Below are 19,709 nucleotides of genomic sequence, written 5' to 3'. Positions count from 1 at the left end.
ATGAACGTCGCGTCCTCTACCTCGGTTGCTCTAGCGATCGGGGTAGATTTTTTCTATGTTGGTAACGTGTGGCATGCAACTGCATTGATTCATCTCGTCAATCGTCCCTTTTTCCACAGACACCCTGAGGGCGATCGCGCCTGCTTGTTACTCCATGGCTTGGGGGGTGGGGTTTATGAACTGCAACTTTTGGGAGAGGTTCTCTACAAAGCAGGCTGGACGGTTCAGGGCATCCTCTATCCGGGGCACGATCGCCCCACTCCCCAAATGCCCGCCTCGACATGGCCGCAGTGGTATGAGGCTGTCGTCAGTGCCTTTCAGGCCTTGCGAGAGAGCTACTCAACGGTTGCGGTGATCGGCTTTTCCACAGGGGGGACGCTAGCCCTGCATCTTGCCCGTCACTATGCCGTTGATGCCCTAGTGCTCCTTGCTCCCTTTTTGCGTATCTATCGGCCTTGGTTTTTGCCCTTGGCTCCAGAAACTTTGGTGCTATCCATTGGTCAGTGGATTCCTTGGGTGCCTCGGCGCAGCCTACCAATCCGCGATCGCCCCCTACGCCAAGCAGCAGAAGCCGCCTGCTTTTTCAAAAGTTTCAACCTGCAAGCGGTGCGCAGTGCCCTCGACCTGATTGCCCAAGTGGAGCGGGAACTGCCGCTGATCACAACGCCAACACTGATTCTGCAAAGCCTTGCTGACACGGTCGTTGACCGCCAAGGGGGGCAGAGGATTTATGAACACCTAGGCAGCCCCAAAAAGGAATTGCACTGGTTCAAGGAGTCGGATCACTTGCTCCCCCTTGATGTCGAGCGAGAGCAGGTATTCGCCAAGGTGGTCGCCTTTTTGGGAAGATAGTTGCAGTTGGTTACTTGCCCTGCCATGGAAACATTGGATCTACGGGGAACGCCCTGTCCTTTGAACTTTGTGCGCACAAAACTGCGACTGCAACAGTTGCCCCCCCAGCAGCCCCTTGAGGTCTGGTTGGATGCAGGAGAACCCATTGAGCAGGTGCCCGATAGTTTGCGCATGGCGGGCTACGATGTCCTTGGGATTGAGCCACGGCAGGACTATTTTGCCCTTCAGGTGCAGCGTCCGGCATGAGTGATCTGGTGGGCTTGGTGCGGGCTGTTCAGGCCAATTACTACCGTGTCCGCCTGCAGGAAGCCACCAATGGTATTGAGGAGTTACTGTGTGTACGCCGCGCCCGCCTCAAGAAGATGGGGCAACAGGTGTGTGTGGGGGATTGGGTAGTGGTGAGCCATCCCGACTGGCAAGGACACCGCGGAGCGATCGCTGAGATTTTGCCCCGCCGCAATCAATTGCCACGCCCAGCGATCGCCAATGTCGATCAAGTGTTGCTCCTTTTTGCCTTGGCTGACCCCCCTGCCGATGTCCATCAAATTAGCCGCTTTCTCTTGACCGCAGAGGGGCTGGAGGTCGAGATTCAGGTGGTTTTCACCAAAGCGGATTTAGTTTCTGCGCAAGAGCAACAGCAGTGGCGCGATCGCCTGCATCAATGGGGCTATCACTGCCATGTCCTCAGTCTCACCCAAGGAAGCGACTGGCAACATCTGCATCCCCACCTCGCCGATAAGATTACAGTTGTCTGTGGCCCGTCGGGGGTAGGCAAAAGTAGCTTGATCCGCCATCTGACACCTCGGGAAGATATTCGCGTCGGTGCGGTCTCGGATCACTGGCACCGGGGGCGGCACACCACTCGCCATGTGGAACTCTTTCCCCTGCCAGCGGGGGGCTGGATTGCCGATACACCGGGCTTTAATCAACCCGAACTGCCCCAAGACCCCCAGCAATTGGCGGCGGCTTTTCCGGAGATTCGCCAACGGCTGAGCAAGGATCGGTGTCTCTTTGATAACTGTCGCCACGATCAGGAACCGGGCTGCTGTGTACGCGGTGATTGGGAGCGCTACCCCCTCTACATTGAGTATTTGCATGAGCTAGAAACAATGGCCAGTTCAGAGCCATCCTTAGGGAAGGCACCCCCAGTGAAGGCCAAGAGTGACCGCCAAGGGCAGCAGCGCCTTGAACCCCTCTTGGATCCGAAAAAATATCGCCGTCGATCGCGACGGCAGCAACATCAGCACCTCAATCCTATGGCTGAAGAAGTCCTCGATAGTGAACTGTGATGACCATATCCCCTGTGTTAACCCTCATCCTGTTGAGTGTAACGGTTCTTTCCCTTGTGATCTGGCTGGTTTTGCTGCTGCTTTGGGGACAGTTTTGGCGCCCGGATCAGCGGCTACAGGGGGGAGACCTCAGGGTTTGGCCAAGGGTGGTGGTTGTCATTCCAGCTCGCAATGAGGCGGCGGTGATTGGCACCAGTGTGCGATCGCTCCTCGAACAGGACTACGAGGGAACCCTACATCTGATCTTGGTGGACGATCAAAGTGACGATGGCACAGGGGACATTGCTCGCCAAGCGGCTTTGGAACTGGGCAAGGGCGATCGCCTGACGGTCATCGAGGGCGCACCGCTTCCTTCCGGCTGGTCCGGTAAGCTCTGGGCACTGTCCCAAGGCATTGAGGCCGCCCGTGCGTTTGATCCCGATTACTTGCTGCTTACAGATGCCGATATTGCCCACGATCGCCAAAATTTGCGGCAATTGGTCGCCCACGCCCGTCAGCAAAATTGTGCCCTTGTCTCGCTGATGGTGAAACTGCGCTGCCAAAGTATTTGGGAAAAATTGCTGATTCCCGCCTTTGTCTTTTTCTTTGCCAAGCTCTATCCCTTCCCTTGGGTCAACGATCCACAGCGATCAACGGCGGCTGCAGCGGGGGGCTGTATTCTGATTGATCCTGTGGCGCTGGACAAGATTGGTGGCATTGCCTGTATTCGCCATGCCCTGATTGATGATTGTTCCTTAGCTGCCGCTGTCAAACAAGCCGGCTACCGCATTTGGTTGGGGCTGACACCGACCACCGTGAGTCTGCGTGCCTACAATACGCTCGGCAGTATTTGGCAGATGGTGGCTCGCACCGCCTATACGCAGTTGTCCTATTCACCGCTCTTGCTGGTGGGAACCGTGATTGGCATGACACTGGTGTATTTGTGGGCGCCCCTTGCCCTTGCTATCGGTCTGATCAGTCAGTCGCTGCCCTTAGCCGTCATGGCGGGACTCACTTGGGGGAGCATGGCGATCGCCTACGGGCCAACGGTGCGTTTCTATGGCCTCAATGGCGCTTGGGCGCTGACACTGCCTGTGATTGCCTTCCTCTATACGCTGATGACACTGGATTCGGCGCGGCGCCACTGGCAAGGTCGGGGTGGTGCTTGGAAAGGACGGGTTTATCCCCGCAAGTCATAGATGGGGCGATAGGCCATGACAATCAGCGTGTCAGTGGGGTCAAGGCTCTGAAAGTCTGTGGGACGAGGGTTGAGCAACACCTGTTGATTTTGGCGGCGAATCCCGATCAGGAGCAGCGGGTTCTCTGGATGGCGGCTACTGTACTCACTCATCCAGGCACTGAGGGCAGCAAAGGAGAGGCCATAGAGGGTGGTGGGATAGTACCCCGGCTCAATAAAGTAGAACTCATTGGTGTGATCAGAATAGGTCAGGAGTTGGCGATAGACCTCGGACATTTGACGAAAGAGGGCACTTTGGGCCAGAATCCCAGAACTATAGTCCTGACTCAAAATCACTTCATCCACCCCTGCTTCCTTAAGGTGGCGCTGGCGATCGCTATTCACCAATTCGGCCACCACATGAATATCCTGCTCTTGGCCAGGGGTTTTCTCTAGGTGCTTTACCGCAAGGGCAATGAGGGCATTTTTTTCATCGGGAGCTTCCATGTCGGCATCCGCAAGCAGAATAATGGCTTTGGCTTGGGGGGCATTGAGGCGCTCTAGGGTGCCATGGTGGGTAGGATCCCCTTGTACTACAAAGACATCCGGGCGCCCTTGGAATTCAGGATCCAGTGCAATCGGTTCAGCACATAAAAGCACAATGTCGCGGGGATGGTAGGCGTTGGCGGCAATCAATTGGCGGAGCACAAGGGGCGCCTTGGCATTCCAGTTGCAGATAATAATGTGATTGCTAAAGGGTTTCATGGGTAGGGTTTGGCTAAGAGCTTGGGTGACAAAGTAGGCGGAAAACTTGCCAATCAGGGCACCAAAGGCAAAGGTGCCAAAGAGCAGTAGCAGCAGCTGCAGGACTTGCCCCAGCAGGGTGCGCGGGCGATCGGGATACTCCCCCACCAAGGTAATCACTGCATTACTGAGGGTCTCCCAAGTGCGGCTCGGCGACTGGAGTGCCTCTTCGCTCCAGAGGAAAGCCACAATTAACAGCACCAGAATCGCGATCGCCCCTAGGGTAAGGAAGCGTTGAAGTCGCTCGTGCATTGGTTGGCGAGGGAAACATCACGTCTATTCTAAGATTCCGCCCCCTTGTAGAGTCTCCCAGATTCCAGTATCCTGACTGCTATACAACCCTTTTCCCTAAGGATGGAACCCCCTCGAAACAGCCAAAACTGCTTAATGACCCAATCACATCCCCTCAACAGGTCGATATCACTGGCAGAGGGGCGATTTATTCAGCATGATAGAAACAACATCGGCAGTAAAGGAGCAGTCTCTTGAATAAGCCTGACGACCCACAATGCCGACTCGGACTGTATATCTGGGGTTCCCCCTAGAAGAATAGCTGCAATGTCTGCCGCTGCCTTAGAAATTTTACTTGTGCTGCTGCTCATTATCGCCAATGGCATTTTTGCTGGTGCTGAAATCGCAGTGGTCTCTGCACGCAAAGTCCGCCTCGAGCAACTGGCAAAACGGGGTCAACGCAAGGCGAAGGCAGCCCTAAAACTCGCCAACTCCCCGAATAATTTTCTCTCGGCTGTACAAATTGGGATTACCCTGATTGGGATTCTCAGTGGTGCCGTGGGCGGTGTCACCCTTGCCCAGCGGTTACAGGCTGTCCTCAGTCCCGTGCCATGGTTGGGTCAATACAGCCAGCCTTTGAGTATTGCCCTTGTGGTGACGGGGATTACATACCTTTCCTTGGTGATTGGCGAACTGGTGCCCAAGCGCATTGCCATGACGTACCCCGAGGCGATCGCCTGCAACATTGCCAAACCCATGACATGGCTGACGAAATTAGCGGCTCCGATTGTGCATTTACTCAGCGTCTCCACAGATACCATTCTGCAAGTATTGGGCATTGCCACCATTGCCGACCAAACGGTTACAGAGGATGAAATCAAAGTCCTGATTGAGCAGGGGGCACAGGCGGGTCTCTTTGAGGTGGCGGAGCAGGACATGGTGGCGCGGATTTTCAACTTGGGCGATCGCCCGATTCAGTCGATCATGACCCCCCGCACCGATATTGTGTGGCTGGATATTGAATCTTCCCTTGAAGAAATGGAGGCGGAAATCCTAGCCAGTTCCCATTCGCGGTTTCCCGTGGCTGAAGAAACCATTGATCACTGCTTGGGAATTATTTCAGCCAAGGACTTTTTGGCCGCTCGTCTCACCCAGCAAGAGATTGACCTGCGCCAGCTTTTGCAACCAGCGCTCTTTGTTCCCGAAGGCCTACCGGCACTTGATGTCCTTGAACTCTTTCGCCAATCGAGTCAACACATTGCCCTGATTACTGATGAATACGGGGGCATCGAAGGGCTGGTGACGCTCAATGATCTCACGGAGGCGATTATTGGCACACTGCGCCACGACGAGGGGGAAGAACCGCAAATTATTCAGCGGGAGGATGGCTCTTGGCTATTGGATGGACTGCTCTCCACCTATGAACTCAAGGAATTGCTGCGGCGGGAAAGTTTACCTGAGGAGGACACGGCCAACTACCACACCCTTGGCGGGCTAATCATTACGCTATTTGGGCGTATTCCCCAGTCGGGAGATTACATTGAAACCGATGGCCTGCGCTTTGAAGTGGTGGATATGGATGGCAACCGCGTGGATAAGGTGCTGGTGACCGAACTAGTGAGCGATGATGCCCTCGCCGATGACAGCAACCCCAAGGACAAGGATTAACGACGGCGCAGATCCGCTACCGTGCGTTGCAGCGATCGCCAGCGTTGTTGTCGCAGTTGATTCAGGGCGCGTTTCAGGGGTGGCAAGGGGGGCTGATCACCACCATAGCGCCAAGCCCCATAGGCCTGCGTCAGGGTTTCAATGGCTCGCTGACTGACGGCATCAAGACGGCCAGCGGTTTGCAGCGATCGCGCGTATTCCCACGGCGTTTGATTGGGTCGCTTCGGTAATCCCTGCTGGGCGAGACCATCGAGCATTTGTACATAGAGGCGGGCGATCGGCGGCAGTTTTTGCAGGCGTTGACGATATCGCCACGTCTGGAGAGCGTACCACAAACCCCAGACCACAATGACGCCACCAAAGAGCATCAAAATCCCTTGGACAATCCCCCCCAGCCCTTGGCTAAACAGATCAAAGAATTTTTGCAAAGCAGTTTCGAGGGTAGCAAAGATAATGCCAAAAAATCCCGTCACCGGGGTCGGCAACCATCCCGTGACCCACTGCCAAAACTGCTGGAGGACGCTAAAGGTCTGATCTACCTCTAGGGTGGCTGGATAGAGATCGTGCCCCGGAATTGGATCAAAGAGAAACCAGCCCAAATTGGGAAAGTAGGCTTCCGTCAGGGCATAGGCATCGGTATTGCGAACCACATACAAGCCCGTGAAGGGGTTAAATTCCCCCGTTCCTAAACCGGTGACCAAGCGGCTGGGAATGCCAATACTGCGCAGTAGCAGTGTCAACGCCGTGGAAAAGTGATCGGGATAGCCGCCGCGCCACTCAAACAGAAAGGCTGCGACCAAGTCTTGATCTTTGCCTAGTTCGGGAATGTCGGTTTTCAGGGCATAGGATTGCTTCAGGGCTTGGGTGAGGTAGAGAGCTTGCTCGTAGGGTTCGGGAATCGAGCGATCGGCCTTGGCAAGGAGGTCTTTGGCCAGTGCTTGCAGGCGTGGTTTCAGGTCAGGGGGCACTTCAAGGTAGGACTGATAGCCTACGGTGTGATTTAATTTTGGCGCTCTGCGCAACAGAGAGCGATCGCGCACGGGCACTTGGGAAATCACAGAATAGGTCAGCCCTTCGGGCAAGGGCACTGGCGCACGCAGGCCACCATCGGGGTCACGGGCAATTTCACGGGTGGGAAAATAGAGTTCGCGGGGTTCGTAGAGATGGGGAATCAGGTTACTAAACTCAGAGACAATGGTATAGGTCTGAATCACTTCCCGCGTCGGCATTTGGGAGAGTTGTTGTGGCAGCAGATAGCGAAAACTCCAAGGGGAACGCCGCAGCACTTCTGCCTCATCGTTGCGACTAATGCGCCAACCCCGCCCCGTATATTTGTCAAAGGCAAGGACGCGCCAAAAGCCGGGGGCTTGCGATCGCACCCGCATTAACTCCCTAGGCGTCATGCTCCCGCCAAAGGTCTGATCAATCTCGGAGCCAAAGCCATAGTAAAAGTTCGGGTCAAAGGTTTGATTGGCCAGTTCCTCGCCGACACCGCCACCACCACGGCCACTGACATAGCCCGGATTGATCACCCGGGTTTGGTCAAACTCCCCTGCCACTTGAATTTCAGCACTGACAGGCAAGGTGCGAATCTGATAGCCAGGGAAGCGCGGCAGCAGCACAAAGACCACCATCCCCAAGCCAAGAATCAGGGCAAAGAGGCCGACCCATTGCCGCCAAGGCAAGGCCAAGGCTTTCAGGGTGGTGGAGAGTAAGCCAAGGCGCGAGCGGTAGTCAAGGACGAGTACAGGTAGGGCGATCGCCAGAAAGATCACAAGAAACAGCCCAAAGGTCATGGTTTGACTGAGGGTGGCCGCCACACTAATTAAAATCAGGGCAATCACCATCGAGTAGCCCAAATCTTTGCGGCGGGGCAAGTCAAAGCTATGGAGCACTTGCAGTTGAATCAAGAGTTCCGTCAGCAGAATCCGTGAATCTTGGTTGAGGGTGGCCAATCGCCCCAAAAAAATCGCCAATGCCGTCAACATCCCAATGGCGATCGCCAGCTTTGCCACCACATTTTTTTGTCGCCGTGCCCACCAACTCCAACTAAAGCCGGCAATGGAGAGGGGAACCGCCCAGAGACTATTGGCAGTATCCGCCGCCACATCGGTTGCCACCAAGCCAACAATCACCATGCCCAAGACCCCTAGGCGCAGCAGCAGGGAATCCTCAACATCTTTGGCGGGAGCCAACATTGGAGAATTGGCAATGGGCTGTAACCAAGACTGAAACATCGGACAGCAGCGGCAAACAGTGCCCTGATCCTAACAAATCTCTTCCCAAGAAGCGGTGGATACCTTGGCGGCGATCGCGTCCTCTATCAGCGGCTTGCAGCATGGCTTAAAAATCAGCCCCTGACGGCGCAAATTTACACCGAAGAGGAACTCAGATCGCTTCCTTCCCCCAGAGCTAAAATCAGCGTTCAATCATCTCAACAGGAGCAAATTCCTCTTGCTTAGCCGCCAGCGATCGCGGGAATGATGCTGACTTCGTCGCCATCCTTGAGGGGCGTTTCAATGCCATTGAGGAAGCGAATATCCTCATTGTTGACGTAGAAATTGACGAATCGCCGCAGTTGGCCACTTTCATCACAGAGGCGCCCTTTAATGCCGGGGCAGTCCTGCTCTAGCTTTTCCAGAAGCTCGGCGATCGATTGGGCTTGGCACTCCACCGTTGCTTGATCGCGGGTGAGCTTTTGCAAGGGAGTGGGAATCAAAACAGTAACAGCCATAGACCTCTACAAACCATCCATAAATTTCAACACAGCGTCGGGAAAACCGACTAGACCAATACCGGTTGCCAATCCAACCGTTCGAGGGTGCGCGATCGCTCCAAGGCGCGCTCAAAGCTAGCCAACTTGGGTTCGATCGTCAGGGGTTGACCAATGTCGTTTTGCACCGCCTCTTGGGTTTTCAGGCCATTGCCCGTGATATAGACCACCGTCACCTCCTCAGGGTCAATTTTGCCCGATTCCACCAATTTTTTGAGAACGGCAATTGTGGTACCGCCAGCGGTTTCCGTGAAAATACCTTCCGTTTCCGCCAGCAGCTTAATGCCTGCCACAATTTCTTCATCGGTGGCCGCAGCGATCGCCCCATTGGTTTTGCGGGCAATCTCTAGGGCATAGACCCCATCGGCGGGGTTACCAATGGCAATGGACTTAGCAATGGTGTTGGGCTTCACGGGTGCCACAAAATCCCGCCCCTCGGCATAGGCTTGAGCAATGGGGGAGCAGCCCATCGCTTGGGCACCACTACAGCGCACGGGTTTATCCGCCACCAGACCCACTTCCACAAATTCGCGGAAGCCCTTGTAAATTTTCGTGAACAAAGAGCCAGAAGCCAAGGGAGCCACAATGTGGTCAGGAAGCTGCCAGCCCAACTGTTCAATCACCTCATAACCGAGCGTCTTTGACCCTTCCGAATAGTAGGGGCGCAAATTGATATTGACAAACCCCCACCCGTGGGTATTCGCCACTTCCGAACACAGGCGATTCACTTGGTCGTAGTTGCCCTCAACGGCCATCACCGTTGGCCCATAGATGAGCGTCCCCAAGACCTTACCCGCTTCCAAATCCGCTGGAATAAACACACAGCAATCTAGCCCCGCATGAGCTGCGATCGCTGCCGTTGAATTCGCCAAATTGCCGGTACTGGCACAGGAGACTGTCGTAAAACCCAATTCCCGCGCCCGCGTCAACGCCACCGATACTACCCGATCCTTGAAGCTCAGGGTGGGCATATTCACAGCATCGTTTTTGATGTACAGATGCTTGAGTCCGAGCCGCCGAGCCAGCCGCTGGGCTTTGACGAGGGGAGTCATCCCTGTGCCCACATCAATGGGGTTGGCCGATGTCACAGGCAAAAAGGGACGGTAACGCCAAATGGACTTTGGCCCCGCCTCAATCGTGCTGCGCGTTACGGCTGCCGCCAATTGGCTCAGATTGTACTTCACCTCTAGGGGGCCAAAACAGTATTCGCAGACATGAATGGCTTGGGGTTCGTACTCTGCGCCACACTCTTTGCATTTGAGGTGGGTAAAGTAGGCGGTGGCGGTGGTGGAGCTAAGGGTTGCGGTCATGGGTGTCAGACTGCCTCAGACAAGTTGTTGACCATCCTAGCAGGGGGCGATCGCCCTGTCAAACATATCCGACTATTTTTATCGGGATTTGAATGACTGCAAAATTCTTCCCGCACCCCTTGGGAATGCGTTGCTAGTCATTGGTTGGCGCTAACTTGAAGCGTTTTCAGACGTCAGCGAATGGGGGTATGCCCTGTCACCAGCTTCGTGCTATCGGGAAATGTTGCTTCGACTTGTACTTCTGTGAGCATTTCTGGCACCCCCTCCATGACATCGTCACGGCTGAGCAGTGTTGTGCCATAGTTCATCAAATCAGCAACTGTGCGCCCCTCCCGCGCCCCTTCCAAAATGGCAGCAGAAATATAGGCCACTGCTTCGGGATAATTGAGCTTGAGACCCCGTGCTTTACGACGTTCGGCCACAAGAGCGGCGGTAAAAATCAGGCGCTTGTCTTTTTCTTGGGGGGACAGTTGCATCGTTCCTCAGGCTAAACACTCACTTTGGCCTCTATCTCTTAACTTGTGGCTTTGGTGCCCAGAAAATCAATGAGCGATAAAGTCAAACTGCGACAACACTATCTTGAATGGCGGCAGCACTTGAGCGATCGCGAGTGGCAAGATCGCAGTCAGCGCATTTGTCAGCACTTGCTTGATCATCCCCAGTTTCAACAGGCAACCACAGTGTTGACCTATGTGCCCCATCGCCGCGAACCCGACTTGCGCTTCCTCTGGTCACTCCCGAAACAGTGGGGCTTGCCCCGTGTCGTGGGTCAGGATTTGCGGTGGCATTGTTTTAATGGCAACCAAGACACTCTCCAGCAAGGACGCTATGGCATTTGGCAACCGCCCCCCGAAGCGCCCCCGATTGATCCAGCGTGTGTTGATCTCTGCCTAGTGCCTGCCGTTGCCTGCGATCGCCAAGGGTACCGTCTCGGCTATGGCGCCGGTTTTTTTGATCGCCTCTTTGCCCACCCCGATTGGCAGCACGTGTGTCGCTGGGGAATTGTCTTTGAGTCAGCCCTTCTAGCAGAATTGCCCCGTGATCCGTGGGATCAGCCACTGCAAGCTATCTGCACTGAATCAGGCCTCTTGGAAATCAGCTAAAGCCCTAGTTTTGCCAACACCGGTTGCGTTGAAACCACATGTTTTCTCAAACCCAGTTCCTCAGGACGCAGGCCAAGGGCTAGACCCACCAGTTGCGGCAAATGGAGAATCGGCAAATTGAAGGCAACTCCCACCTGCTGGGCAATTTCTGGTTGGCGAGCATCCAGATTCAAATGACAGAGGGGACAGGGGGTGACAATGCAATCCGCGCCATGGGCGATCGCGCTCTGGAGTCGTTGTGCTGCCATGGCAAAACTGGCCGCCGTCGCATAGCTGGAAATGGGCCAACCACAGCACTGAGTGCGTCCCTCATACTCGATGGGGGTAGCCCCAACTGCCTCAAAGACCTGTTCCATTGAGGTGGGATGAATCGGGTGATCAAAGGGCAGCCTCTCTTGGGCGCGCAGGAGATAGCAGCCATAAAAGGCCGCACAGCGCAGTCCCTTGAGGGGGCGGCTCACGCGATCGCGCAACTCGTCAATGCCCACATCGCCGACAATCGCCCAGAGTAAATGCTTCACTTCTGTGGTGCCTTGGTAAGGAGCGCAGCCCTGTTGCGTCAACACTTGGTTAATTTCTGCCACGTACGCCGGGCGATCGCGCTGAAAAGTTTTCAAGCGTTCATCCACATGGCCAATCACCCCCTGACAGGTGCTGCAATGGGTCAACAGGGGCAAAGCCAACTGTTCGGCAAGGGCAATGTTGCGGGCATTGACGGTATCTTCTAGCAGCCACGAATTTTCCTTAAACGTGCCTGAGCCACAACAACTGGCTTCCTGCAGTTCCACAAGGTCGATATTCAACAGGGGGGCGATCGCCCGCGTTGAGAGGTCTAATTCCCGACAGGCGCCTTGAGCCACACAACCAGGATAGTAGGCATAGCGTAAAGCAGACATACAACTTGAAACGCCTAAAATCTGCTCCTAGTCTAGCCAATCATCACAATCACTCGTGTGTCCTACTGCTCAGGTATAATCCTAGGATTTAGAAACCAATCCTTGTTTTTTAGTCAAAAGTCCGTGTTACCATAAACCAATTTCTTGCAGTTCTTTCAACAACCCATGCCATAGGAGTGCTATCTTGCGTTACTTATTTAGTTCGGAGTCCGTCACCGAAGGCCACCCCGATAAGATTTGCGACCAAATTGCCGATGCCATTCTCGATGCCCTCCTCACCCAAGACCCCCAGAGTCGCGTTGCTGCTGAGGTGGTGGTTAATACCGGTTTAGTCCTGATTACGGGGGAAATTACCACCAAGGCACAGGTCAACTACGTCAACCTAGCGCGGCAGAAAATCCATGAAATTGGCTACACCGATGCTGAAAATGGCTTTGCCGCCAATAGCTGTGCCGTTATCGTTGCCCTTGATGAGCAATCCCCCGATATTGCCCGAGGGGTGGACACGGCTCAAGAAGCACGGGAACGCCTCAGTGATGCCGAATTAGATCGCGTTGGCGCCGGTGATCAGGGCATTATGTTTGGCTATGCCTGCAATGAAACCCCTGAGTATATGCCCCTGCCCATTAGCTTGGCTCACCGCATGGCGCGTCGCTTGGCCGCTGTCCGCAAAACGGGTCAACTTCCTTATCTGCGTCCCGATGGCAAAACCCAAGTCACCGTCATCTATGAAGATGGCCAGCCGGTGGGCATTGATACCATCCTGATTTCCACCCAACACACGGCCACCATTGGTGACATCAGCGACGAAGCGGCCGTTCAAGAAAAGATTAAAGCCGATCTATGGGAAGCCGTCGTCAACCCTGTCTTTGCGGATCTGGCAATTAAACCCGATGACAAGACCCGCTTTCTCGTCAACCCCACGGGCAAATTTGTCATTGGTGGTCCTCAGGGGGATTCGGGACTCACAGGACGTAAACTCGTCGTTGATACCTACGGTGGCTATGCCCGTCACGGGGGCGGTGCCTTTTCCGGGAAAGACCCCACCAAGGTCGATCGCAGTGCTGCCTACATGGCTCGTTACATTGCCAAAAACATTGTGGCCGCAGGCCTAGCCGACAAATGCGAGTTACAGATTAGCTATGCCATTGGCGTTGCTCGCCCCATGAGCCTCTTTGTGGATACCTTTGGCACGGGTCAACTTGCCCCAGAGCAACTGCTGGAGTTAATTACAACCCACTTTGATCTGCGCCCCGCTGCCATTATCCAAACCTTTGGCCTGCGCCACTTGCCCCAAGATCGCGGTGGTCGCTTCTACCAAGATGTGGCTGCCTATGGTCACTTTGGGCGTCATGACCTCGACCTACCTTGGGAAAAACTCGATAAAGTCGCCGATCTGCAAGCCGCTGCCGCTCAATTTCTAAGCGCAGTCTAGGATCATATTGGGGGGGATTTCTCTCCCCCTTTGCTTATTGGGTGACTCGTTGCAGGCAGGTTTGTGCCGTGTTGGTGAGCATCTGGCGCACTTCGGGAGTGACATTGGTCTGTACATCTTCACCGATCGCCTGAAATTCTGCCAAGGTGAGCGAGGATTGCAGTTCATTGATCACACAGGTACAGTAGGCATTGCCGTATTGCGCCATCTGTGGCACCTGTTGTTGCAGGGCAGTGGTACATTCACTGGTAAATCGGGAAACCACTTCTGGGGGGTAGGGAGCAGCGATCGCCCCCCCGCCGAGGGACACCGCACTTAAAACCGTCAAAGAGATGGATGATTTTTTGAGTAAAGACATTGTTTCTATCCCTCGTGTATCAAAGTTTCATGCCCATTCTTTAGGGACTTCTCCAGTCTAGGCAGGTTCCAGAGAATGTGCCACTTTGGGCGATCGCCACAAAACGCAGATTTACATTCCTAGGGGCAAACGTTAAAGTAGAGGATTGGACTACTACAACACCGTTCACCTTAGCCCTATGACCCTATACAACCCCTCTTTGTACGAAGAACCCATTTCCCAAAAGAACTTAACCGCTGCGGGTCGTTCCGATCGCTCCATTTTGGAATGGTTACAGCAAACGGGTCGATTAATTGCCCGTGATGCCAATGAGACAGACCCGATCGTGGATAGCACCCTCGATGATATGGGTGAAATTGAGGAATTTGTTGGTGACTCCTTGGGCGATTACGACGAAGAAGATGACCTAGGGCTTGAGGAGTAGGGCACAGATCCCCCTATTATCGGAGTGATGTGCTAGAGCTATCCCCATGCCCTCCACCAAAACCACGGCTGCCATTGAACCCCGTTGGCTGACAGGACAGCGACTTTTTGGCCTTCTCGCTATTGGCCTGCTCATGGCTAGCATTGCCTACGATACAGGGGCAAACCACTGGCAACAGCCGTTGCAAACCTTGACACTGCCTTGGTTGCTGAGCTTTGCCATCGTTGCAGTTCTAGGGAGGGCCGTGGTGCCCCTGTTGCGGCGGTTGAAAACGGGGCAGATTATTCGCGAAGATGGCCCGCAATCTCACCTGCAAAAATCGGGCACACCGACAATGGGGGGAATCTTTTTTGTGCCGACAGGGTTAGGTCTAGCCCTCCTGTGGACTGGAGTTGCGCAGGGGAAAGTATCCGCAACGGTGGGGGCGATCGCCCTCCTTGTCCTCTGCTATGCCGCCATTGGCTGGTGGGATGACTGGCAAGTTCTGCGGCGTAAATCCAACAAAGGGTTATCGGCGCGGCTGCGACTCCTTCTTGAGGGGATTGGGGCAGCTCTTTTTTGTGCTTGGCTGGTCGGAAGCGATCCAACGGCAACGGTAGTGACCGCTCCTTGGGGGTGGATTTGGCCTTTAGGGATCGCCTTTATCCCCTTGGCGATTTTTGTGCCGATGGCGGAAGGGAATGCCCTCAATCTCACCGATGGTCTCGATGGTCTTGCTGGTGGCACGGCAGCGATCGCCCTTCTCGCTTTAGGCATTATTCTGACCGCCCATCCCGATTTGCAAATTCTGGCAGTGGTCATGAGTGGTGCCTGTCTCGGCTTCCTTTGGCACAATCACCATCCGGCACGGGTGTTTATGGGGGATACGGGTTCCCTAGCCCTTGGGGCACTCCTAGCGGGCATTGGCTTGGCCAGTCATCACCTCTGGGAACTGTTGATTGTCAGTGGTCTTTTCTTTGTGGAGTCTCTCTCAGTCATTGCCCAAGTGCTCTACTACAAGGCAACCAAAGGTCCCGATGGCGTGGGCAAGCGGCTGCTGCGCATGGCCCCTCTACACCATCACTTTGAGTTGGGGGGCTGGTCAGAACTGCGGGTGGTGAGTACGTTTTATGGGTTGGTTGCCCTTTTGGGACTGCTCTGTGGCCTCCTGCAATGGTTGGCCTAATGGGGGAAGTGCAATGAAAGCAGCAGTGCTTTACGGCAAAGAAGATGTCCGCATTGAAAGCGTCGCCGATCCGATACCGGGGCCGGGGGAAGTGGTGATTCGTGTTCAGGCCGCCACTACCTGTGGTACCGATTTGAAGGTATGGCGGCGCGGCGGTCATGCACGGATGCTAACCCCACCGATTCTCTTTGGCCATGAAGCGGCCGGGGAAATTGTTGCCCTTGGGGCGGGTGTGACGGGATGGCGGGTGGGCGATCGCGTGGTAGCGAATAATTCTGCCCCCTGTGGCCAGTGTTTTTACTGCCAACGCCAAGCCTTTTCCCTGTGCCCCCATCTGGAGTTTAACAATGGCACGTTTGCCGAGTACCTAAAAATTCCCGCCAGCATTGTCCGCCAGAATCTGCTGCCTATTCCGGAGTCCCTCTCCTTTGCCTTGGCGGCGCTGACCGAACCCCTCGCCTGTGTCCTCCACGGTGTGGCTCGCTCTGGCTTTGACCCCGCAATGGTTGCGACTTGGCCGAGTCCACCGCAAATTGTGGTGCTGGGGGATGGTGCCATTGGCTTGATGTTTGTCGGTGTGCTGGCACAAGAGGGGGCACGGGTCTTCGCCTTTGGCGGTTCCGATCAGCGGCTGGCGATCGCCCGCACCTTTGGGGCAGAGCAAACGGTCAATCATCACCAGTGCAGTGATATTCCTACGGTGGTCAAAGACTGGACCCAAGGACGGGGTGCCGATATTGTCATTGAAGCCACTGGCGTACCTGAAGTCTGGGAAACGGCGATCGCCTGTGGTCGCCCCGGTGCCACCATTAACCTCTTTGGTGGCTGCCCCCGCGAAACTTCGATCCGCGTTGATACCGAACGCCTGCACTACGAAGAACTCACCCTCAAGGGGGTCTTTCACAACACACCCACCTTTGTCCGCCAAGCCCTGAAATGGATTGCCAGTGGTACACTGCCCTTCGAGAAACTGATTAGTGGCCAAGCCCCCCTCACGGAGATTGAAAACGTCCTCCAAGCAATGAAGGCGCGCCAAGTGATTAAAGTAGCACTGCACCCCTAGCTATTCCCGCAGGAGCAAATAGTACAACTGCCCCGGTGTATTGATCAGACCCGCCCGCGCTTTGGCCACCTCCCCCGTGCCCATGAAAATATCGACACGACCCGGCCCGCGAATGGCACTCCCCGTATCCTGATCCAAAACAAAACGGCTGACGGGGGTTTGCTGCCATTGGCCTTGGGCTTTGAGGGGAATTTTCGTGTTGATCAGCGCCAAGGCACCCGGAGGCATCAGGGACTTATCAGTGGCGATCGAACGCTCTGGAATCACCGGGGTTGAAAGACTACCCGTGGGGGGACGCCCTTGGGTGTGTTCAAAAAAGACAAAGCTGGCATTGCGGGGCAAGTAGCGATCTAACTCAGCGGGGTTGGCCTCAAAGTAAGCCATGAGGCGCGGTAGCGTCAGTTCCTCACGGAGAATTTTGCCATCGCGAATGAGTTCTTGGCCAATACTCGTGTAGGGGTGATTGGTCTTACCGGCATAGCCCACCGTAAAGCGGCGACCATCGGGCAGTTGCAGCTCAGCCGACCCTTGGACGTGAACCAGAAAGGCCTCTAGGCGATCGCGCAAATAGACCAGTTCCAGACCCCGCAAAGGCCCATTGCGCCACTGCTGACCATCCGCCCCTTCCAGTTCCAAGCGGGTTGGGTGCGGCTCTCGCCACTGCTCAAAATTGGGGGGGCGACGAAATAGGGGATAGCGGTATTCTACGGTGGGCACTAAGCTGGCACGATACGTCGGTGCATAATAGCCCGTGAAATCCACTCGCCCTTGGCCATCGGTGCCAATGGATTGATAAAAGACAAATTCTCGCTTGACAGATGCTTGCAGTTCTGCCGCAGAGCGACGGGTTTGTACCAGATGGCGAAAGCGTTCGAGGGAGCGGATCACTCGCTGATGGAGATTGGGGCCAAGGGCGGCGCCGGGTTGACCGGGAGCAGTGTAGGCAGCGTAGTCGCGGCGCGCTTTATCGGTGCGCAGGTAACGCAAACTATGATCAATCGCTTGCAGCAGTCGTGCTCGTTCCCTAGGGGATTGCCAGAGGGCCGTATCTAGGGCAACCGTTGGGGGCAGTTGGCTTTGGCGCGCTAAGGGAGCAACCGTTGGTGCTGTGGCGATCGCGCTCGTTGCGAGGATCACGACCCCCTGAACCCATCCTGCGAATAAACCCGCCATAGACGTTAGGCAAAGCGATCCACACTAGAGGCAAACACGGGTTCTACCCGAATTGCAAAGACTTTCGAGGGGCGCACCACCATGTATTCCCCTTGAATGTTTTTAATGGGAACGGAAATAAAGTCGTTGGAATCTGCTTTGGCCACTAACTCGTTGCTGTACCACTTCTGGAAGTCTTGAATGGTGGGGAAGCGCACCTCCTCACGGTGACCGCCATCCAGAAATAAATGCACCGCAAATTCAGAAGGGGTTCTGGGCATAGGCGCGATCGCTCATCCTTATCATGCACATTATCCCCCTATTATCGCCGCAATCGGTGGCTTCAGGTACTAGGGACCGCCAGTGAGGGGACGGGGGGCGCGATCGTAGTACTGGGCTGTCATCGCTGGGTTGAGAGCGCGAGCACGCTCATAGTCCCGTTGCGCCAATTCCACATTGCCACTATCGAAGTGAGCCATGCCCCGACTATAGTAGGCAGCAACAAATTGCGGATCCCGCGCTAGGGCAGCATCAAAGTCTGCAATCGCCGCTGTGTAGTTTTGCAGGGCAAGATAGGCCATGCCCCGGTTGTAGTAGGCGGCAATAAACTGTGGATCGTTGCGCAGCGCAGTGTTAAAGTCCGCGATCGCCCGCTGCATATCCCCTTGGTCATAGTAGGCTAGGCCGCGAGCAAAGTAGTAGTCAGCACTGGGGTTGAGTCTGATTGCTTGGCTAAAGGCATGAATGGCAGCGGCCAGATCACCCGTACCTTGGTGCATTAATCCCACGTTGTAGTAGTCCTCGGCACTGCGGGGCACAAGGCGTTGCAGTTCCTGAAGTTCAGGGGGGGTGAGGGTAGCGATCGCCATCGGCTGTGCCACAGCAGCACTGCTGAGACTAACAAAAGCAGCTAAAACTGTCAAAGCACTGAAGAGTTGTTGGCGCATCGTCGGCCTCCTTTCGGCATCGCTCAGCCTTACTTCGATCCTAAAAGAAAATGAAGAAATCGCCCAGCAAACGATAACAGTTGTAATAAATCGCTCGCTCCGATCCTTTTCTTAGCTGCATACACAGCATTGCGCTCTGGAGCGGTAGTGCATGCCATGCTTGGGAAAGGGCTGTATGTTGATATCTTTAAGTTTTTCTGCGCCGAGGGCAGTGCGCTGTCTCTTGGATAAGTGTGATCTGGGGCACTGACGCAGAACTGACGGTGATGTTCAAAGGGGCTTATAATTAACTATGCGCCCAAAACTCTCCGGTTGCAAACTAGCGCCACCCACCAGCACCCCATCAACTTCTGGCTGCGCCATGATCGCATCAATGTTGTTGGCATTCACCGAGCCACCGTACTGAATGGGAACATCGGGATTTTGTAACTTGCTACGAATCAGGCCAATGACACGGTTGGCTTCCGCTTCTTCACAGGTATCGCCCGTACCGATCGCCCAAATGGGTTCGTAGGCAATCACCAAATTGCTCTGATCGACATCCACCAAGTCCAGCGCCAACTGCTGAAGGATGTGGTTTTCCGTTTCGCCAGCATCCCGTTGGGCTTTCGTTTCACCGACACAGAGAATGGGGGTCAGGCCATAGTGTTGGGCAGCCTTGAGCCGTTGGTTGACCGTAGTATCCGTTTCCCCAAAATACTGCCGCCGCTCACTGTGGCCAACAATCACGTAGCGCACGCCCAACTCCACCAGCATCGGTGGCGAAATTTCCCCTGTAAACGCCCCTTGATCCGCCCAGTGGACATTTTGGGCACCCAGCTTCACCCGCGTTCCGTGCAGACTCTTGGACAATACACTTAAACAGGTGTAGGGAACACAGAGCACCACCTCGCGATCGCTGGGGGTGTCCACCAATTTCCCTAAGAACTCCTGTAGGAAGGCCACCGCCTCCTGTTGGGTTTTGTGCATTTTCCAGTTGCCAGCAAGAACTTTTGGGCGCACTCGTCCTGACTTTCCTCTGCGAAACTTAGCGTAATTAAGCGTACCACACGAGTTGCCTCATATAATTAGAGGTTTAACTGA

21 protein-coding genes are annotated in these 19,709 nt (G+C 55.0%); 10 read left to right on the top strand and 11 right to left on the bottom strand.

The features are described from left to right. The 4 genes from M0646_RS01540 to M0646_RS01525 are packed head-to-tail and all read left to right on the top strand — an operon-like array spanning nt 1 to nt 3,319. Nucleotides 1-852, top strand: a complete 852-nt coding sequence (locus tag M0646_RS01540) for a carboxylesterase (protein ID WP_286649794.1) — start codon at nt 1-3, stop codon at nt 850-852. Nucleotides 853-876: 24 nt separating this feature from the next. Further along, nucleotides 877-1,098, top strand: a complete 222-nt coding sequence (locus M0646_RS01535; RefSeq protein WP_149817527.1) for a sulfurtransferase TusA family protein — start codon at nt 877-879, stop codon at nt 1,096-1,098. Further along, complete coding sequence (rsgA, locus tag M0646_RS01530) at nt 1,095-2,141, top strand: small ribosomal subunit biogenesis GTPase RsgA (RefSeq protein WP_286649793.1); 1,047 nt, start codon at nt 1,095-1,097, stop codon at nt 2,139-2,141. The genes M0646_RS01535 and rsgA overlap by 4 nt, the downstream gene beginning before the upstream one ends. After that, nucleotides 2,141-3,319, top strand: a complete 1,179-nt coding sequence (locus tag M0646_RS01525) for a glycosyltransferase (RefSeq protein WP_286649792.1) — start codon at nt 2,141-2,143, stop codon at nt 3,317-3,319. The genes rsgA and M0646_RS01525 overlap by 1 nt, the downstream gene beginning before the upstream one ends. On the opposite strand, the gene M0646_RS01520 is transcribed toward M0646_RS01525, so the two are convergent. Next, entirely contained in the window at nt 3,301-4,353 is a 1,053-nt protein-coding gene (locus tag M0646_RS01520; protein WP_286626289.1) for a TrkA-related ion transporter, read from the bottom strand. The genes M0646_RS01525 and M0646_RS01520 overlap by 19 nt on opposite strands. Before the next feature lie 306 nt (nt 4,354-4,659). Here M0646_RS01520 and M0646_RS01515 point away from each other — a divergent pair, with 306 nt between their 5' ends. Then, a complete protein-coding gene (locus M0646_RS01515) occupies nt 4,660-6,000 on the top strand; it encodes a hemolysin family protein (protein ID WP_286626288.1) in 1,341 nt (446 codons plus the stop codon). Here M0646_RS01515 and M0646_RS01510 read toward each other — a convergent pair. From M0646_RS01510 to ureA, 4 genes are all read right to left on the bottom strand, one after another. Next, nucleotides 5,997-8,237 (bottom strand): DUF3488 and DUF4129 domain-containing transglutaminase family protein, encoded by a 2,241-nt coding sequence (locus M0646_RS01510; protein WP_286626287.1) that lies wholly within the window; start codon nt 8,235-8,237, stop codon nt 5,997-5,999. The genes M0646_RS01515 and M0646_RS01510 overlap by 4 nt on opposite strands. A 221-nt stretch (nt 8,238-8,458) precedes the next feature. Next, nucleotides 8,459-8,734, bottom strand: coding sequence for a MoaD/ThiS family protein (locus M0646_RS01505; RefSeq protein WP_149817514.1), 276 nt, complete (start codon nt 8,732-8,734; stop codon nt 8,459-8,461). Between the two features lie 50 nt (nt 8,735-8,784). Continuing rightward, nucleotides 8,785-10,083 carry a threonine synthase gene (thrC, locus tag M0646_RS01500; protein WP_286626285.1) on the bottom strand — a complete coding sequence of 433 codons (1,299 nt, stop codon included), beginning with the start codon at nt 10,081-10,083 and terminating at the stop codon, nt 8,785-8,787. 173 nt (nt 10,084-10,256) lie between these two features. Beyond that, nucleotides 10,257-10,559, bottom strand: a complete 303-nt coding sequence (gene ureA, locus M0646_RS01495; protein ID WP_149817510.1) for an urease subunit gamma — start codon at nt 10,557-10,559, stop codon at nt 10,257-10,259. A 69-nt stretch (nt 10,560-10,628) separates the two neighbouring features. Between ureA and M0646_RS01490 the strand changes: the two genes are divergently transcribed. Next, nucleotides 10,629-11,186 carry a 5-formyltetrahydrofolate cyclo-ligase gene (locus M0646_RS01490; protein ID WP_286649791.1) on the top strand — a complete coding sequence of 186 codons (558 nt, stop codon included), beginning with the start codon at nt 10,629-10,631 and terminating at the stop codon, nt 11,184-11,186. Here M0646_RS01490 and M0646_RS01485 read toward each other — a convergent pair. Next, nucleotides 11,183-12,082, bottom strand: a complete 900-nt coding sequence (locus M0646_RS01485; protein ID WP_286649790.1) for a CoB--CoM heterodisulfide reductase iron-sulfur subunit B family protein — start codon at nt 12,080-12,082, stop codon at nt 11,183-11,185. The genes M0646_RS01490 and M0646_RS01485 overlap by 4 nt on opposite strands. A gap of 184 nt (nt 12,083-12,266) precedes the next feature. Between M0646_RS01485 and metK the strand changes: the two genes are divergently transcribed. Beyond that, the gene (gene metK / locus M0646_RS01480; RefSeq protein WP_149817504.1) at nt 12,267-13,517 is read left to right on the top strand and encodes a methionine adenosyltransferase; all 1,251 of its coding nucleotides are present in this window, start codon (nt 12,267-12,269) and stop codon (nt 13,515-13,517) included. A 34-nt stretch (nt 13,518-13,551) separates the two neighbouring features. Here metK and M0646_RS01475 read toward each other — a convergent pair whose 3' ends face one another. Continuing rightward, nucleotides 13,552-13,845 (bottom strand): hypothetical protein, encoded by a 294-nt coding sequence (locus M0646_RS01475; protein WP_286626283.1) that lies wholly within the window; start codon nt 13,843-13,845, stop codon nt 13,552-13,554. 208 nt (nt 13,846-14,053) lie between these two features. Here M0646_RS01475 and M0646_RS01470 point away from each other — a divergent pair, with 208 nt between their 5' ends. Genes M0646_RS01470 through M0646_RS01460 form a run of 3 tightly spaced genes read left to right on the top strand, consistent with a single transcriptional unit; the run spans nt 14,054 to nt 16,527 of the window. After that, nucleotides 14,054-14,299 (top strand): DUF3134 domain-containing protein, encoded by a 246-nt coding sequence (locus M0646_RS01470; RefSeq protein WP_149817500.1) that lies wholly within the window; start codon nt 14,054-14,056, stop codon nt 14,297-14,299. A 46-nt stretch (nt 14,300-14,345) separates the two neighbouring features. After that, nucleotides 14,346-15,464, top strand: a complete 1,119-nt coding sequence (gene mraY / locus M0646_RS01465; RefSeq protein ID WP_286649789.1) for a phospho-N-acetylmuramoyl-pentapeptide-transferase — start codon at nt 14,346-14,348, stop codon at nt 15,462-15,464. Between the two features lie 13 nt (nt 15,465-15,477). After that, on the top strand, nt 15,478-16,527 hold the full coding sequence (locus M0646_RS01460; RefSeq protein ID WP_286626281.1) for a zinc-binding dehydrogenase: 1,050 nt from the start codon (nt 15,478-15,480) through the stop codon (nt 16,525-16,527). Here M0646_RS01460 and M0646_RS01455 read toward each other — a convergent pair whose 3' ends face one another. The 4 genes from M0646_RS01455 to tpiA form a co-directional block, all read right to left on the bottom strand. Beyond that, nucleotides 16,528-17,700 carry a murein transglycosylase A gene (locus tag M0646_RS01455; RefSeq protein WP_286626280.1) on the bottom strand — a complete coding sequence of 391 codons (1,173 nt, stop codon included), beginning with the start codon at nt 17,698-17,700 and terminating at the stop codon, nt 16,528-16,530. 5 nt (nt 17,701-17,705) lie between these two features. Continuing rightward, entirely contained in the window at nt 17,706-17,960 is a 255-nt protein-coding gene (locus M0646_RS01450) for a hypothetical protein (RefSeq protein WP_149817491.1), read from the bottom strand. A 69-nt stretch (nt 17,961-18,029) separates the two neighbouring features. Then, complete coding sequence (locus M0646_RS01445; protein ID WP_286626279.1) at nt 18,030-18,626, bottom strand: tetratricopeptide repeat protein; 597 nt, start codon at nt 18,624-18,626, stop codon at nt 18,030-18,032. A gap of 270 nt (nt 18,627-18,896) precedes the next feature. Next, the gene (tpiA, locus tag M0646_RS01440; RefSeq protein ID WP_286626278.1) at nt 18,897-19,628 is read right to left on the bottom strand and encodes a triose-phosphate isomerase; all 732 of its coding nucleotides are present in this window, start codon (nt 19,626-19,628) and stop codon (nt 18,897-18,899) included. Nucleotides 19,629-19,709 lie beyond the last annotated feature (81 nt).

Source organism: Thermosynechococcus sp. B3 (assembly GCF_030323045.1).
Lineage (GTDB): Bacteria > Cyanobacteriota > Cyanobacteriia > Thermosynechococcales > Thermosynechococcaceae > Thermosynechococcus.
This window is presented reverse-complemented; position numbering and strand designations above follow the sequence as displayed.